15 protein-coding genes and 2 tRNA genes are annotated in these 14,526 nt (G+C 64.1%); 13 read left to right on the forward strand and 4 right to left on the reverse strand.

The window, feature by feature from the left end:
• Positions 1 to 143 precede the first annotated feature (143 nt).
• Positions 144 to 980, reverse strand: a complete 837-nt coding sequence (locus ACSQ3E_RS28365) for an endonuclease/exonuclease/phosphatase family protein (RefSeq protein WP_436125224.1) — start codon at positions 978 to 980, stop codon at positions 144 to 146.
• 172 nt (positions 981 to 1,152) lie between these two features.
• Here ACSQ3E_RS28365 and ACSQ3E_RS28370 point away from each other — a divergent pair, with 172 nt between their 5' ends.
• Both ACSQ3E_RS28370 and ACSQ3E_RS28375 read left to right on the forward strand, forming a co-directional pair.
• The gene (locus ACSQ3E_RS28370; protein ID WP_436125225.1) at positions 1,153 to 2,703 is read left to right on the forward strand and encodes a phospholipase D family protein; all 1,551 of its coding nucleotides are present in this window, start codon (positions 1,153 to 1,155) and stop codon (positions 2,701 to 2,703) included.
• A gap of 232 nt (positions 2,704 to 2,935) precedes the next feature.
• Complete coding sequence (locus ACSQ3E_RS28375) at positions 2,936 to 3,913, forward strand: DUF535 family protein (RefSeq protein WP_436125226.1); 978 nt, start codon at positions 2,936 to 2,938, stop codon at positions 3,911 to 3,913.
• A gap of 280 nt (positions 3,914 to 4,193) precedes the next feature.
• Here ACSQ3E_RS28375 and ACSQ3E_RS28380 read toward each other — a convergent pair whose 3' ends face one another.
• Together ACSQ3E_RS28380 and ACSQ3E_RS28385 are read right to left on the reverse strand one after the other, a co-directional pair.
• Positions 4,194 to 4,520: a GYD domain-containing protein gene (locus ACSQ3E_RS28380; protein ID WP_310327891.1), complete on the reverse strand. Its 327-nt coding sequence runs from the start codon at positions 4,518 to 4,520 to the stop codon at positions 4,194 to 4,196.
• A gap of 342 nt (positions 4,521 to 4,862) precedes the next feature.
• A tRNA-Thr gene (locus ACSQ3E_RS28385) sits at positions 4,863 to 4,937 on the reverse strand.
• Between the two features lie 160 nt (positions 4,938 to 5,097).
• Here ACSQ3E_RS28385 and ACSQ3E_RS28390 point away from each other — a divergent pair.
• From ACSQ3E_RS28390 to ACSQ3E_RS28440, 11 genes are all read left to right on the forward strand, one after another.
• Entirely contained in the window at positions 5,098 to 5,286 is a 189-nt protein-coding gene (locus ACSQ3E_RS28390) for a hypothetical protein (protein ID WP_310327899.1), read from the forward strand.
• Positions 5,287 to 5,417: 131 nt separating this feature from the next.
• Complete coding sequence (gene murA, locus ACSQ3E_RS28395) at positions 5,418 to 6,707, forward strand: UDP-N-acetylglucosamine 1-carboxyvinyltransferase (RefSeq protein WP_310327901.1); 1,290 nt, start codon at positions 5,418 to 5,420, stop codon at positions 6,705 to 6,707.
• Between the two features lie 151 nt (positions 6,708 to 6,858).
• Positions 6,859 to 7,293, forward strand: a complete 435-nt coding sequence (locus ACSQ3E_RS28400; protein ID WP_436125227.1) for a DUF2948 family protein — start codon at positions 6,859 to 6,861, stop codon at positions 7,291 to 7,293.
• 13 nt (positions 7,294 to 7,306) lie between these two features.
• A complete protein-coding gene (gene hisD / locus ACSQ3E_RS28405) occupies positions 7,307 to 8,599 on the forward strand; it encodes a histidinol dehydrogenase (protein WP_436125228.1) in 1,293 nt (430 codons plus the stop codon).
• 6 nt (positions 8,600 to 8,605) lie between these two features.
• Entirely contained in the window at positions 8,606 to 9,091 is a 486-nt protein-coding gene (locus ACSQ3E_RS28410) for a UPF0262 family protein (protein ID WP_067965312.1), read from the forward strand.
• On the forward strand, positions 9,088 to 9,552 hold the full coding sequence (locus tag ACSQ3E_RS28415; protein WP_436125229.1) for a low molecular weight phosphatase family protein: 465 nt from the start codon (positions 9,088 to 9,090) through the stop codon (positions 9,550 to 9,552). The genes ACSQ3E_RS28410 and ACSQ3E_RS28415 overlap by 4 nt, the downstream gene beginning before the upstream one ends.
• Before the next feature lie 87 nt (positions 9,553 to 9,639).
• Positions 9,640 to 9,858 carry a translation initiation factor IF-1 gene (gene infA / locus ACSQ3E_RS28420; protein ID WP_006200926.1) on the forward strand — a complete coding sequence of 73 codons (219 nt, stop codon included), beginning with the start codon at positions 9,640 to 9,642 and terminating at the stop codon, positions 9,856 to 9,858.
• Between the two features lie 49 nt (positions 9,859 to 9,907).
• Complete coding sequence (locus ACSQ3E_RS28425) at positions 9,908 to 10,537, forward strand: Maf-like protein (protein ID WP_310327914.1); 630 nt, start codon at positions 9,908 to 9,910, stop codon at positions 10,535 to 10,537.
• Positions 10,534 to 10,743 carry a DNA gyrase inhibitor YacG gene (gene yacG / locus ACSQ3E_RS28430; RefSeq protein ID WP_310327916.1) on the forward strand — a complete coding sequence of 70 codons (210 nt, stop codon included), beginning with the start codon at positions 10,534 to 10,536 and terminating at the stop codon, positions 10,741 to 10,743. The genes ACSQ3E_RS28425 and yacG overlap by 4 nt, the downstream gene beginning before the upstream one ends.
• Positions 10,744 to 10,913: 170 nt before the next feature.
• Positions 10,914 to 10,989: transfer RNA gene (locus ACSQ3E_RS28435), tRNA-Phe, on the forward strand.
• Positions 10,990 to 11,347: 358 nt separating this feature from the next.
• The gene (locus ACSQ3E_RS28440; RefSeq protein WP_436125230.1) at positions 11,348 to 13,438 is read left to right on the forward strand and encodes a putative bifunctional diguanylate cyclase/phosphodiesterase; all 2,091 of its coding nucleotides are present in this window, start codon (positions 11,348 to 11,350) and stop codon (positions 13,436 to 13,438) included.
• Positions 13,439 to 13,665: 227 nt separating this feature from the next.
• On the opposite strand, the gene ACSQ3E_RS28445 is transcribed toward ACSQ3E_RS28440, so the two are convergent.
• A complete protein-coding gene (locus ACSQ3E_RS28445; RefSeq protein ID WP_310327921.1) occupies positions 13,666 to 14,409 on the reverse strand; it encodes a hypothetical protein in 744 nt (247 codons plus the stop codon).
• Between the last annotated feature and the right edge of the window lie 117 nt (positions 14,410 to 14,526).

Consider the following 14,526-nt stretch of genomic DNA (forward strand, 5'->3'; position numbering starts at 1 on the left):
CGTCGATGGCAGGTCTTGCCCGCCTGTATCTGCGCTATGGTCAGGGACGGCCGACTTCGAGGCTTTTCGCTCGCACGCAATGATCGCTCGGCGCACGCCGGAGACCGGCGGCGCGGATCAGCGATTTCTTCGTCGTGCAGTGATCAGGCGGCTTCGGCGAGACCGTTGCCCTTGGCGTTCAGCCGGATGACCGCCTTGATCGGCAGGTGATCCGAGGCAATGCGCGCCAGTGCCGTATCATGCGCCTCAAGTTCGGTGAGCAGGCTGTGAGGCCTCGCCATGACGCGGTCGAGCGCCAGCACGGGGAAGCGCGAGGGAAAACTCGGAACTATGGCGTGCATCGGCCCGAAGGCAGGTTCCAGGCTGCGCAGCGACGAGCGCTTGCCGAGGCGCCATTCGTTAAGGTCGCCGACAAGAACCGTCGGCTTGTCGCTGTGCAGTTCGGCGGCGGTCAGAAGCGTGCCGGCCTGCAGCTTGCGGGAATGACGCAACAGGCCGAAATGCGCGGCGATAATCCGCAGCGGCCCGGCCTCGAGTTCGAGATCGACGACCACGGCCCCGCGCGGTTCTGCGCCTGGCAGCACGATCTGCCGCGCCGAACTGACCGAACCCTTGCGGAACAGCACGACGTTGCCGTGCCAGCCATGGCTCTTGCGCCGGCCGGCCAGCGGCACCGGCACGAGGCCGGTCTCGCGCTCGACCGCTTCGAGGTCGAGCAGCCCTGCCCGATCGCCAAAGCGCTGGTCGGCTTCCTGCAAGGCGATGACGTCGGCGCCGATCTCGGAAATGACCTGCATCGTGCGTTGCGGATCGAAGCGGCGGTCAAGACCAACACATTTGTGGACGTTGTAGGAGGCGACGACGATTTCGCTGTGCGCGCCGGCATCGGCGCTCGACGACGTATCGCCCTGCTCCAGCGTCGAGGACCGGTGTGCGACACCTGCTTCTGCGGGAATCTCAAAGCCTGGACTGCTAGCCATCACTCGTCTGGAATCTCTGGGAAATTCGTGTTCAGTTGCGACAGGCGTTTCGCCAACAGTAACCTATATGGTCGAGGTATTCGAGGTTTACCACATGTGTCACGATGGCCTTCCACCGAAATGCTGTCGTCGGCACATGGTTCCCATTCAAAGGCCGTGGGCCGCCTGACGCATGAAACTCGTGGCCGCGGTCATAGCAGTTGTCGGGCTCCTGGTCATCGCCTCACTGCTGGCGGTCTATGCCTATGGCCGCTTTGCCAAGCGTGCGCGGGGCACCCCTTCCAACGCATTGCCGACCGCGGATGCCGATACGCCGTTCGACCGGCTGGTTACCCCGCTCCTTGGCGACCACCCCGGCCAGAGCGGCCTGGCGCTGCTTTCATCCAACCTGCACGCCTTCGCCATCAGGGCCTACACCGCGCGCCACGCCCAGCGCAGCCTCGACCTGCAATATTACTACTGGAAGGACGACCTGACCGGCAGCCTGCTTGCCCGCGAGGTCCTCGGCGCCGCCGACCGCGGCGTGCGCGTGCGGCTGATCCTCGACGACATCAACGCCAAGGGCTACGACCCTAACTATCTCGCCCTCGACAGCCACCCCAACATCGAGGTCCGCCTATTCAATCCGAGCTGGGCGCGGGCCTTCGGCCTGCAGCGCGGGCTTGAGCTGGTGCTGCGCGCGGTGCGCACGACGCGGCGCATGCACAACAAGGCCTGGGTTGCCGACGGCAGGCTGGCGATCGTCGGCGGGCGCAATGTCGGCGATGCCTATTTCGACGCCTCGGAGGACGCCAATTTCCGCGACATGGACCTTTTGCTCGTTGGCCCAGTGGTCGAGCAGACCGAGGCGATATTCGACCGCTTCTGGAACAGCGAGGCGGTGCTGCCGATCCGCCACGTCACCGGCATGGCGAGGGGCGACCTGCCCGCTTTGCGCAAGCGGCTGGAGCGAACGGCAACGACCGGCCTGGCCGAGCCCTACATCCACCGCGTCGCCGAGGAGAGCCGGGAATGGTCGTCTTCCGGCATGGGCAGGCTGCGCTGGACCCGCGAGGCGACAGTCGCCTCCGATCCGCCGGAAAAGGCATCCGGAGGCGGCCAGGACAGCTGGCTGATGACGGCAATCCGGCCGGTCCTGACCTCGGCCAGGCGGGAGCTGCGTATTGTTTCGCCCTATTTCATCCCCGGCGAGACCGGCACCCGCGAGCTGACGGCACTGGCCCGCAACGGGGTCGAAGTGACGGTACTGACCAATTCGCTCGCCGCCACCGACGTCGCCGCCGTCCACGGCGCCTATGTCCGCTACCGCAAGCCGCTGCTCGAAAACGGCGTCAGCATCTACGAACTGAAGCCGGACGAGGACCGCACCGACATGTCGCTGTTCGGCTCGAAGGGTGCCAGCCTGCACACCAAGGCATTCATATCAGACGGTGAGGCCGGTTTCGTCGGCTCGTTCAACTTCGACCCTCGCTCGGCCGCGCTCAACACCGAGATGGGCGTGCTGTTCAGGCAGGAGGAGCTGGCAAGCGAGGTCGAGGCGGTGATTTCGGCGCAGATCTCGCCGCGCAGCGCCTTCAAGCTGTCGCTGCAGGGCGACAAGCTGACCTGGACCGACAGCGCCGACAGCGGCCCGCGCGAGCTCAGGCACGAACCGCAGGCCAGCCTGCGGCGGCGCCTGGTGGCCAAGGTGATCAGCTACCTGCCAATCGAATCACAGCTGTAAGCCCGACAGCAAGGCGTCCGCAAACCGACGCCGCACGGTCATTTCAACGACAAACCACTACGCTTCAAATACAGTTTTTCCTGTTTTCAGCCGCTTCCCGCGAATAAATCGAATCAGCGCCACCGACGCGCGCCTGTCTTGCAATGCAGGCGCAATGCGCAGCGCCCCTTAGATCGCTCCGCCAGCCCGGGTTTTTCCCGGGCCAGCAGACGCAGTCTGAAGGAGCAATCTCGTGCGACACGAATGGAAACCGGAACTGGACCAGCGCAGTCTGCTGCCGGCCCAGTCGCCGACGAGGCGCGAAAGCCGCCGGCCGTCAGTGTTCCTGCAGATGCTCAGCCTCGGCGCCCGCATCTCGCTCAAGCGCTCGGCGGTGTTCTGCCTGCGATTCGCCTGCCGCCCTCTCAGCACCTTCGGCTGGATCAGCTTCCTCGACGATTTTTCCAGAACAAAGGCGCTCGGCCGGCCGCATGACGACCTGCTGCGCAAGTCGCTCGACGTCTTCTTCATCACAGGAATTTCGAGCCCGGTTCGCCTCGGCCTGATGAAGGCGCATTTCCAGGTTGCAGCCGAACTCCTGCGCCATGACGACCTCGCCGCCCTCTGGCGCGGCGAACGCCTCGACATGGGCAGCGTCAGCGGTCGCCACGAAACCTACGACATGCAGATGCTGCTGGCCGACCATTGCGGCTGCCGCCACGAAGGCGTCTTCGCCATCAAACTGTCTCGAGCGAGCGACGGCTACACATTGTGGACGGCGAGTTTCGTCTTCGTCCGCGGCGACGACGGCACGCCAACCCTGGCGATCGGCGGCATGCAAGGCCCCAAGGGCGCTGACGCCAAACGCTCCGTCATATCAGCCACCCGCTGTCTCGGCGGCCTGCGCCCCAAGGACGCCATGCTGCTCGCCCTGCACGGCCTGGTTTCCGCCCCGCACATCATGGCCGTCTCCAATTCAACGCATGTCATCAACCAGCGCCGGCGCAAACGCCGGCGGCTGATGCAGGCCGACCTCGACGGCTACTGGACCGAACGCGGCGGCCTGGCAGCCGAACCATTCGGCTTCCGGCTACCTGCGCCCTCGGCGCCCCAGATCGACAGCCCAAACCGCCGGGAACAGAGCAAACGCGCGTTCTGGGATACTGGCGGCGGATTTTGTCGGCTGTCTAGCCTGAGAGCCCTGGCACGGTCGCCACTCGTCAAGGCGTAGCCCCTGCTCAAGCCTGCGGTTTTCTGATTTTCCTTTGGAAAATTTGGTGCTGCCAAAGAGGATTGAACTCGGGTAGCAGCTTCTCAACAGTCTGCCGCGCCGCTCGACGCTGGCGCTGTCGCCGGACAAGCGAGTGGCTTTTGCATGATGGCGTGGCGGATCAATCGGGGACTGGGCATCGCTTGCCAAGTTCTCGCTCAAATCGGGTCACCACGACTGGCCGACACGGCTGGCAACGCTCTCGCCGGTCAGGCATCCAGTCAGGGGCGCTGCCGCTCGGCTATGCCCCAGGCTGTCGGTAGGCCACCGTCGACGCACGGCCAAGGGCTTCTAGGGTCTCCTCTACCGTGAGCAGCGGTGTGGTCTCGAATTTCGACAATGCTCCTCCACTGCCAATCGCAATCGCAACTGCTGCCATTGAGACGTTGTCAGGCGCTTCCCAGAGGGTAAAGCCGTCGTGCGTGCCGAAGGCGTACCAGAAGCCGTGCAGCTTCCCGCCGACTGTCTCGATGTACTTTCGTGCAGCTTCGCGGCGATCTTCGGGGTTCTTCGTCAACCGAGCCCAAGTTTCCGGCGTGTAGCTGAAGCGCGTCAAATAGAGGGCCATGGCCAAACTCCTCCCTTCGTTCCCAAGACACCCCATCATACATCACATGGCGGATTTGGGGGACGCACGGGAACCTGTGGTGGAAGAGGCATGGGCGACATCCCGGGCTTCGCGGCCGCGCGGCTTCAGTTTGGCGAAGGTGCCATGCGGGGATCAAACAGAACCTTTCCCATCCCGCACTACTACGCACCGGCTTTCTTGAGGCACGCGGCCTCGTCCGCCGCAGTTCGCACTCGTGCCCGCTGGGCCGATGCTTTCCCCGATTTACTGGGAAAGTGGAACTATCCTGCTTCGCTCTCTGGGAGAATGGGAGTTGTCGTCCTCGATAAACTTTGAGGAGAATGGTGCTGCCAGAGAGGATTGAACTCTCGACCTCTCCCTTACCAAGGGAGTGCTCTACCACTGAGCTACGGCAGCAATTCCGTGAACGGGGCGGCTTGTGCCACATGATTCCCGGGAGCGCAAGTTATCAATTGCCCGAAATCGTGTATCATTTTCCACAGGCCCGCTTACGCCACAATACTGGCCATATCAGTTGCGAAGCCGCTATGAACGATCGGCAAGCGGGGACCACCACATGTCGTCGACTAAGAAAACGCCCTCAAGCGGTGCCGAACAGCGTCAGGCGCGGCTCGCGGCCGAGTTGCGCGCCAACCTGATGAAACGCAAGGCGCAGGCGCGCTCGCGGCGCACCGGCGAGGCCGACACCAGGCCGGAAGGCCTGGCGGCTTCAGAAGGTGAGACGGAGAAACCCGAGAAAGCCTGACCGGCAACGGCAGGCGCTTGGCGCCAAAGACCGCAAAACGCGCCTTTCTTGAACCGGAAAGCGCGATGGTCTAGACGGGCGGCAAGAAAATTTCTCGCCAGAACCGGGATCGCCCGGAGAAACGACGGCCAATGGATCGCATCAGAATTGTCGGCGGCAACGAGCTGACCGGAACCATCCCGATCTCGGGCGCGAAGAACGCAGCCCTTCCCCTGATGATCGCCTCGCTGCTCACCGACGATACGCTGACGCTCGAAAACGTGCCACACCTGGCCGACGTCGAGCAGTTGATCCGTATTCTCGGCAACCATGGCGTCGACTATTCCGTCTCCGGCCGCCGCGAGCGCCAGGGCGAAGGCTATTCGCGCACCATCTCCTTCACTGCGCGCAACATCGTCGACACCACAGCTCCTTACGAGCTCGTCTCCAAGATGCGCGCCAGCTTCTGGGTCATCGGCCCGCTGCTCGCCCGCATGGGCGAAGCCAAGGTGTCGCTGCCGGGCGGCTGCGCCATCGGCACGCGGCCGGTCGACCTGTTCATCGACGGCCTGCAAGCGCTGGGCGCCAAGATCGAGGTCGAGAACGGCTACATCCTGGCCTCCGCCAAGAACCGCCTCACCGGCAACCGCTACACCTTCCCCAAGATCTCGGTCGGCGCCACCCACGTGCTGATGATGGCGGCAACGCTTGCCCGCGGCGAGACGGTGCTGGAAAACGCCGCCCGCGAGCCCGAGGTCGTCAACCTCGCCGAGTGCCTGAACGCCATGGGCGCCAGGATCACCGGCCAGGGCACCTCGACGATTACCATCGAAGGCGTCGATTCGCTGTCGGGCGCGCGCCACCGCGTCATCCCCGACCGCATCGAGACCGGTACCTATGCCATGGCTGTCGCCATGACCGGCGGCGACGTTTTGCTCGAAGGCGCGCGCGCCGACCTGTTGCAGGGCGCGCTCGACGTGTTGTCGCGCACCGGCGCCGAGATCATCCAGACCAATTCCGGCATCCGCGTTTTGCGCAACGGCTCGGGCATCACCCCGGTCGATGTCGTCACCGAGCCCTTCCCCGGCTTCCCGACCGACCTGCAGGCGCAGTTCATGGGCCTGATGACGATGTCGAAGGGCAAGTCGAAGATCACCGAGACGATCTTCGAAAACCGCTTCATGCATGTGCAGGAACTCGCCCGCCTCGGCGCCCACATCACGCTGTCGGGCCAGACGGCGATCGTCGAGGGCGTCTCCAAGCTCAAGGGCGCGCCTGTGATGGCGACCGACCTGCGCGCCTCGGTGTCGCTGGTCATCGCCGGCCTCGCCGCCGAAGGCGAGACGGTGGTCAACCGCGTCTACCATCTCGACCGCGGCTTCGAGCGCCTGGAAGAAAAACTGTCGCGTTGCGGCGCGGTGATCGAGCGCATCAGCGGCTGATTGAAGACAGTAGGGCACTAAGGCAGTATGGCAGTTCTGACTGCCCTATTCCCATACTGCCCTGCTCCCCTTCCCTTGCGGTTGCGCACTGCACCAAGACCGCCTAACAAAGCCGGAAGCATCACCTTTCCGCACAGGCAGCCGACCGGACATGAACCTGCTCAAACTAGTCGCCCTCGACGAAGAAGATCTGGAGATCGTTTCGGCGCATGTGCAGGATGCGGTGATCAAGGTCGGCGACATCGCCTTCGATGCGCCGGCGAAGCGCTTTGCGCTGGCGATGAACCGCTTCGCCTGGGAAACCAGGAAAGGCTTCTTCCGGCCGAAATATGAGCGGCGCAGGTCGATCCTGCATTTCGACCGCGTGCTGTCGGCGCAACTGCACGGCATTTCGCGTGCTAAGACCGAAGACGTGCTGGAACTGCTGGCGATCGGCTTCGCGCAAGAAGAAGGCCCGACCGGCACGATCGAGCTGTTGTTTTCCGGCGACGCCGCCATCCGCCTCGATGTCGAGGTCATCGAGGCCCGGCTGACCGACACCGGCGCTGCCTGGCAGGCCTCTTCCCGCCCCATCCACAATACCTGAGCATTTCCAGACAATGGCCATCACGCTTCGCCAATCAGACGCCGACTTCGAGAAGCGCTTCGCCGCCTTCCTGACCACGAAGCGCGAGATTTCTCCCGACGTCGATGCGACCGTTCGCGCCATCATCGACGACGTGCGCAGCCGCGGCGATGCGGCACTGATCGACTACACCTCAAAATTCGACCGCGCCGACCTCAGCAAGCTCGGCATCGCGGTGAGCCGCGCCGACATCGACCAGGCCTACAAGGACGCCGACCCGGAGACTGTCGAGGCGCTGCGCTTTGCCCGCGACCGCATCCATTCGCACCATGCCCGGCAGCTGCCCAAGGACGACCGTTATGTCGATCCGATCGGCGTCGAGCTCGGCTCGCGCTGGACCGCCGTCGAGGCGGTCGGGCTCTATGTCCCCGGCGGCACGGCTAGCTATCCGAGTTCGGTGCTGATGAATGCCGTACCGGCCAAGGTTGCCGGCGTCGAGCGCATCGTCATCGTCGTGCCGGCATCCGGCGGGGTCATCAATCCGCTGGTGCTGGTCGCAGCCGACATCGCCGGCGTGTCTGAAATCTACCGCGTCGGCGGCGCCCAGGCAGTCGCCGCGCTCGCTTACGGCACCGAGACCATCCTCCCCGTCGCCAAGATCGTTGGCCCCGGCAACGCCTATGTCGCGGCAGCCAAGCGCCAGGTGTTCGGTACCGTCGGCATCGACATGATCGCCGGCCCTTCGGAGGTGCTGATCGTCGCCGACCGCGACAATGACCCCGACTGGCTCGCCGCCGACCTGCTCGCCCAGGCCGAACACGACGTCTCGGCGCAGTCGATCCTGATCACCGACGACGCCGAATTCGGCAAGTCGGTGGAAGCGGCGGTCGAGCGCCAGATCAAGCTCCTGCCGCGTGCCGAAACCGCCGCCGCCAGCTGGCGCGACTTTGGCGCTGTCATCGTCGTCGACGACTTCGATGCCGCGATCCCGCTGATCGACCGCATCGCCGCCGAGCATCTCGAACTCGCCGTTGCCGATGCCGAGACCCTGCTCGGCCGCATCCGCAATGCCGGTGCGATCTTCGTCGGCAAGCACACGCCCGAAGTCATCGGCGACTATGTCGGCGGTTCCAACCACGTCCTGCCGACGGCACGCTCAGCGCGTTTCTCCTCTGGCCTGACGGTGCTCGACTTCGTCAAGCGCAGCTCGATCCTGAAGCTTGGTCCCGACCAGTTGCGCGAGCTTGCTCCCGCGGCGATCGCGCTGGCCAAGGCCGAGGGTCTCGACGCGCATGCGCGCTCCGTCGCCATCAGATTGAACATGTAGGCGGCGATGTCCGACAAAGGCCACGCACGCTCCCGCCTGGTCGACGTCGAACTCGACGAATCGATCGGCCGTTCGACGCCCGACGTGGAGCACGAACGCGCGGTGGCGATCTTCGACCTGATCGAGGAAAACAGCTTTCACCCGATCAACGACGATGGCCATGGCCCCTACCGGCTCAAGCTGTCGCTCGTCGATGCGCGGCTCGTCTTCGCCATCTCGCGTGAGCATGGCGAAGCGGTCGTCACCCACATCCTGTCGCTGACGCCCTTCCGCCGCATCGTGAAGGACTACTTCATGATCTGCGAAAGCTATTACGAGGCGATCCGCTCATCGACGCCGAGCCAGATCGAGGCGATCGACATGGGCAGGCGCGGCCTGCACAATGAGGGTTCGCAGACCCTGCTCGACCGTCTCTCCGGCAAGATCGAGATCGACTTCGACACCGCCCGCCGCCTGTTCACGCTGATCTGCGTATTGCACTGGCGCGGATGAGGATGGCGGCAAACGGCAGCTCTCCACGCTCTGTCCTGTTCATGTGCCGGATGAATTCGGTCCGCTCGCCGATGGCCGAGGCGATCGCCCGCCATCACCTGCCGGCTTCGGTGTTCGTGACGTCTGCCGGCGTCCGCGCCGGCGACCGCGACCCGTTCGTCGATGCGGTGCTGGCCGAGGAAGGCATGGGGCTTAACGAGCACCAGCCGCGCACCATCGACGATCTCGAAGACGACTATTTCGATCTGATCGTCACGCTTGCGCCCGAGGCGCATCACGCGGCGCTCGAATTCACCCGTTCGATGGCGGTGGACGTCGAATACTGGCCGACGCCCGACCCGACCGCCGTCACCGGCACGCGCGACCAGATCATGCACGCCTATCGCGACGTACGCGAAAGGCTGAAGCACAGAATGGCCAAACGATTTGCCGCCGAGGCACAAGGAAACGACGCCGATTAAGCGTGTTCACAAAGCGTGGAATATCATATAGGTTCCGCGAAAATTCCGGCCGGGTCGCCGGAAAGTCATCCAAACCAAAGGTACCGAATGCCGAAGGAAGAAGTCCTCGAGTTCCCGGGCGTTGTTACGGAATTGTTGCCGAATGCGATGTTCCGGGTCAAGCTCGAAAACGAACACGAAATCATCGCCCATACCGCCGGCCGCATGCGCAAGAACCGCATCCGCGTTCTCACCGGCGACAAGGTCCTCGTCGAAATGACGCCCTACGACCTGACCAAGGGCCGTATCACCTACCGCTTCAAGTAAGCCGCCTGCTCAAAGCACGCCGGCCGGTCTCAGCCTACAGGATCAACGATTGAGCGATCTGCAAAAGCTTGTGCTTGCCTCGGGTTCGCCCCGCCGCGTCGAGCTGTTGCAGCAGGCCGGCATCGAGCCCGACCGGCTGTTCCCGGCGGATGTCGACGAACGCCCGATGCGCGCCGAACACCCGCGCTCGCTGGCCAAGCGCCTGTCGGTGACCAAGGCGCAGAAGGCGCACGACGTACTTTCGAAGGAAGCGGAACCTGCTTCCGGCTTCATTCTTGCCGCCGACACCGTCGTTGCCGTCGGACGGCGCATCCTGCCCAAGGCCGAGACCTCTGACGAGGCGCTGCATTGCCTGCAGCTTTTGTCGGGCCGCTCGCACCGGGTCTATACCGGCCTCGCGCTGGTGACGCCCGCTGGCAAGCTGCGCCAGCGGCTGGTCGAGACGCGCGTGCGCTTCAAGCGCCTGTCGAAGCAGGACATGGAAAACTACCTCGGCTCGGGCGAATGGCGTGGCAAGGCCGGCGGCTATGGCATCCAGGGCCTCGCCGGCACCTTCGTGGTCAAGCTCGTCGGCTCCTACACCAATGTGGTCGGCCTGCCGCTCTACGAGACGACGTCGCTGCTTTCGGGCGAAGGCTACCAGGTCCAGCTCAACTGGCAGGCTGGCGCGCGCGTATGACCGACAAGCCAGCCGCCGTCGTCACGCCCCTGCGTGCCAAGATCTCCTGCCCCGAATGCAGCAAGCCTTCGGCGCGCGAGACCTACCCGTTCTGCTCGCCGCGCTGCAAGGCGGTCGACCTCAACCGCTGGCTTTCGGGCAGCTACGCCATTCCGGTCCGCGACGACGAGGACGAGGATTCGGACGGAAACAGCCAAGCCGGCTGATAATGCCGGGCGGTATTTGCAGCTTACGCAACGGCCTGTGATTTCTTCCAGAAAAACATCTCGCGGGCGCTGGACAGCGGCAAATCTCGTGTTATAACCCACCCGCTTTCAGGGTGCAGCGCACCACTCAAGGCATCCGGATCAAGGCTCTCGCCCGATCCTGGAACTAGGCCCAGATAGCTCAGTTGGTAGAGCAGCGGATTGAAAATCCGCGTGTCCGTGGTTCGAATCCGCGTCTGGGCACCACTTCCACCTTTCCCCGATACTACCTCAGTTAGCCCGCGACGCCCGAAACGCGTGTCGCTCAATCCTTGCCTCAAGAACTCGACCAGGCATTGCCGCAAGAACTCGACGAGAGGTGGCATGCAGGCCATCCGCGTTGACCTTCGCCCGCATGGCGCCACGTCAGCGCTGGGCAGCTCTTCCCAAGAACAATTGTTTCGCCTTGTACATTTCCTCCATCTACTCCCGATCTTGATGAGAAAAACGCGGGAATCTACCAATATCCTGCCGAATTACATCTTCACGCTTCTCGGATTTACATCGAATTCACCATTCGACTGCAATTTCACATCCCGGGGGAACTTCTTGAGGAGGAAGCGGGATGGAGACGTCGCAACGCGGCTGGGTCGAACCCGGGTCGGAGCACCGGAAACTCGCGCATGGACTGATGCGCAACACCAAGGCGTCCTACGTCGCGGCGCTGATCCTGATCGGCTCTTTGGCCACCGCCAGCTTCTTCCTGCTCAGCTCGGTCATTTCGGCCAACATCCAGAAGACGGCGCTGATCGAACTCGGCGCGCGCCAGCAATTGCTGTCGCAACGCATTCTCTTGACCGCGACCGAGGCCTACACCGCCGACGCCCAGTGGCTGCGCACGCAGGCGCGCCAGAACCTGACGGCGGCACTGACGACCTTCCTCGCCAACGAGAAGCTGCTGCGTGAGGGATCGCCCGACACGCAGTCGCCGCTGCACCGGCTGGCCTTGTCCGAAGAGGCGCAAAAGCTGTTCGACGAGGCACCCGGCCAGATCGATGCCTCGACGCGGATTCTCGCGCACACGGTCAACTCGTTCCTCGACATGCTTCCAGATTCGGTGTCGGCGCCGATGCCCGATGACGCCGCCGCCCATTTCAGTGCGCTCCGGCTCTATGTCGCCGAAAAGGTCCGGCGCGAATATGAGACGCTGACCCGGCTGTTTTCTTCCGAGGCAGCCGAGAAGGGCGCAGCGGTCGAGAAAATCCACCTGACCGTCTTCGTGCTCACTCTGCTTTTGCTCCTGGCCGAGGCCATCCTGATCTTCCGGCCGCTGGTGCGCCGGGTGGTGTCCTGCACCAGCGAATTGCTCAAGGCGCGCGACCAGATGAATTTCGCCGCCAACCACGACGCCCTGACCGGCCTCTACAACCGCGCCTTCCTCAACGACTACATGGAAACCGCGCTCGCCACCGCCAAGCGCAAGGGCGAGATGATGGCGGTCATCCATCTCGACCTCGACCACTTCAAGACCATCAACGACACGCTGGGCCATGCCGCGGGCGATGCCGTGCTGATCGAGACGGCGATGCGGCTGGTCACCAATGTCCGCGATTCCGACGTCTGCGTGCGCCTCGGCGGCGACGAGTTCACCATCATCCTCAACGATGTCGGCTCCGAAGCCGACGCCATCGAGGTGACGGAGCGCATCGTCACCGGGCTCAAGCAGCCGCTGGAGTTCGCCGGGACCTCGCTGAAGCCGAGCGCCAGCGCCGGCATCGCGCTGTTCCGCGACGGCAACAGCACCGTCGGCGACCTGATCGTCAACGCAGACCTGGCGCTCTACCTCGCAAAGGCCGAAGGCCGGGGTGGATACCAGCTTTTCGCAACGACGCTGCGCGACAAGTTCGAGGAAAAGGCCAATCTCGAGCGTGAACTGCGCGACGCCATCGCAAGCGAGGCCTTCGCCGTGCACTACCAGCCCCAGGTGTCGCTGCAGGGCGGCAAGGTCATCGGCGTCGAGGCGCTGGTGCGCTGGGAAATCTCGGGCCGGAATGTCTCTCCGGGCGAGTTCCTGCCGGTGGCGGAGAAGGCCGGAATGATGCCGGCAATCGGCCGCATCGTCTTTGCCAAGGCGATCCGGACTGGTGCCGAATGGCATCGCGCCGGCATCGACTTCGGCCGGCTGTCGCTCAACGTTTCGGCGCAGGAGTTGCGTGAGGCGGATTTCGCCGGCCACCTGCTCGACCTGCTCAAGCAGGAAGGGCTGCCGACACGTCTGGTGGCGCTCGAAATCATCGAGTCGGTGATGCTCGACGACGAGAACACCGGCATTGGGCTGACGTTGAAGCGCTTGCGCAAGGCCGGCATCCGGCTCGAGCTGGACGATTTCGGCACCGGCTATGCCTCGCTCGCGCATATCAGCGCCAACGAGGTCGACAGGCTGAAGATCGACCGCCGCTTCGTCCGCGACATCGACAAGAACCCGGCCAACACCAAGATCGTCAAGGCGATCATCGAGCTGGCGCGCGGCCTGGGCATCTCGATCGTCGCCGAGGGTGCGGAGACCGACATCGAGCTGTCATGGCTCCACGATCTCGGCTGCCCCGCAGTGCAGGGCTACGGCATCGCCTTCCCGATGCCAGGCAGCCAGGCCGAAGAGTGGCTGGCGACCCATAGCATTGCGCCGCATCGGACGGAGGCGATTCACGTCGCGTAGGTCGCCGGCATCTGGTCCGGGCCGTTGATCCAGATCAATGCACCGGCCCGGCAAGAGGGATCATATCAGGGCATGTCCAGACAGGAGAAATGACATGCCGACCGAAACCATCATCGTCGTTGCCGCCGTGCTTTCCGCCTTCGGCTTCTTCGCCGTGGCACTTGCCTATGCCAGCCTGACGTCGGAGCCAGCACGCGGCAAGCGCTGACGGCAAGAGGCGGGCAGCGCTAGAGCCGGACCTCGCCCAACGTCACCTGCGCCACACCGACATAGGGGTTGGCGTGCAGGGCCAGGATCCACAGGCTGACGCCGGCGGTGACGGCAAAGATCAGGATCGCCTTCCTGCCCGCATGCGGCCTGTCGGCGTGGACCGCGCCGACGACGATCGCCGACAGCATCGTCAGGAACAGCACCAGATACCATTTGAGCTGGTTGACCGAGCTGGTGCCGATGGCGAGACGCGAGTTGCGGGCATCCTGCAACTCGTCGAAATCCTGCACCATCTGGCCGATGACCGGATCGGGATGCCCCGCCTTCGCCAGGTCGATCAGGGCAAGGCGGATGCTCTGCAGCGCCTGCTCGACCGACTGTTCGGGCGACCGGTTGGCGTTGCGCCACTCCATCCCCACGACCGCATCCTTGTAGGCGACGAGGCCGGCCATGAGTTCTGCCGAGGCGAGTGCCTCGGGCTTTGCCATGCCGGCAAGCCGCATCATCGAGGACCGCTCCTCGCTCGCCACCTGGCTGGCGCGGGAATTGACCGACCAGACGTCGGCTGCGGTGAAGCCCAGCGACAAGGCCCAGGCCGTGGTGATGGTGCCGACGAAGGCAGCGACCGGCATCGTCAGCGGGTTGTCAGCCGCCTGCCGGGCGAAAACCGCGAGGAACCCCGCGCCAAGGAAAAAGGCGATGCCCCCGACAATGATGAAGGGCAGCGTCATCACCAGCGGCGACCAAGCAAATATGTCCACGATGCCCCTCCCCAGCGCCATCCGTGAACCTGAATAAGCCAAATCAGCCCCCGCTACCAACAGAAAGCCCCGCTGTTGCGGGGCTTTTGCGTTGTGTGGGGTGATGCTGCGGCGCCG

Source organism: Aminobacter sp. LjRoot7 (assembly GCF_964252895.1).
Taxonomy (GTDB): Bacteria; Pseudomonadota; Alphaproteobacteria; order Rhizobiales; family Rhizobiaceae; genus Aminobacter; species Aminobacter aminovorans_B.

Bases quoted from the DNA above. Each gene is read 5' to 3' on its own strand.
- ACSQ3E_RS28365 (WP_436125224.1), bottom strand. From the start codon at position 980: ATGGCTAGCAGTCCAGGCTTTGAGATTCCCGCAGAAGCAGGTGTCGCA.
- hisD (WP_436125228.1), top strand. From the start codon at position 7,307: ATGGCCATCACGCTTCGCCAATCAGACGCCGACTTCGAGAAGCGCTTC.
- infA (WP_006200926.1), top strand. From the start codon at position 9,640: ATGCCGAAGGAAGAAGTCCTCGAGTTCCCGGGCGTTGTTACGGAATTG.
- ACSQ3E_RS28400 (WP_436125227.1), top strand. From the start codon at position 6,859: ATGAACCTGCTCAAACTAGTCGCCCTCGACGAAGAAGATCTGGAGATC.
- yacG (WP_310327916.1), top strand. From the start codon at position 10,534: ATGACCGACAAGCCAGCCGCCGTCGTCACGCCCCTGCGTGCCAAGATC.
- ACSQ3E_RS28390 (WP_310327899.1), top strand. From the start codon at position 5,098: ATGTCGTCGACTAAGAAAACGCCCTCAAGCGGTGCCGAACAGCGTCAG.
- ACSQ3E_RS28370 (WP_436125225.1), top strand. From the start codon at position 1,153: ATGAAACTCGTGGCCGCGGTCATAGCAGTTGTCGGGCTCCTGGTCATC.
- ACSQ3E_RS28380 (WP_310327891.1), bottom strand. From the start codon at position 4,520: ATGGCCCTCTATTTGACGCGCTTCAGCTACACGCCGGAAACTTGGGCT.
- ACSQ3E_RS28415 (WP_436125229.1), top strand. From the start codon at position 9,088: ATGAGGATGGCGGCAAACGGCAGCTCTCCACGCTCTGTCCTGTTCATG.
- ACSQ3E_RS28410 (WP_067965312.1), top strand. From the start codon at position 8,606: ATGTCCGACAAAGGCCACGCACGCTCCCGCCTGGTCGACGTCGAACTC.
- ACSQ3E_RS28440 (WP_436125230.1), top strand. From the start codon at position 11,348: ATGGAGACGTCGCAACGCGGCTGGGTCGAACCCGGGTCGGAGCACCGG.
- murA (WP_310327901.1), top strand. From the start codon at position 5,418: ATGGATCGCATCAGAATTGTCGGCGGCAACGAGCTGACCGGAACCATC.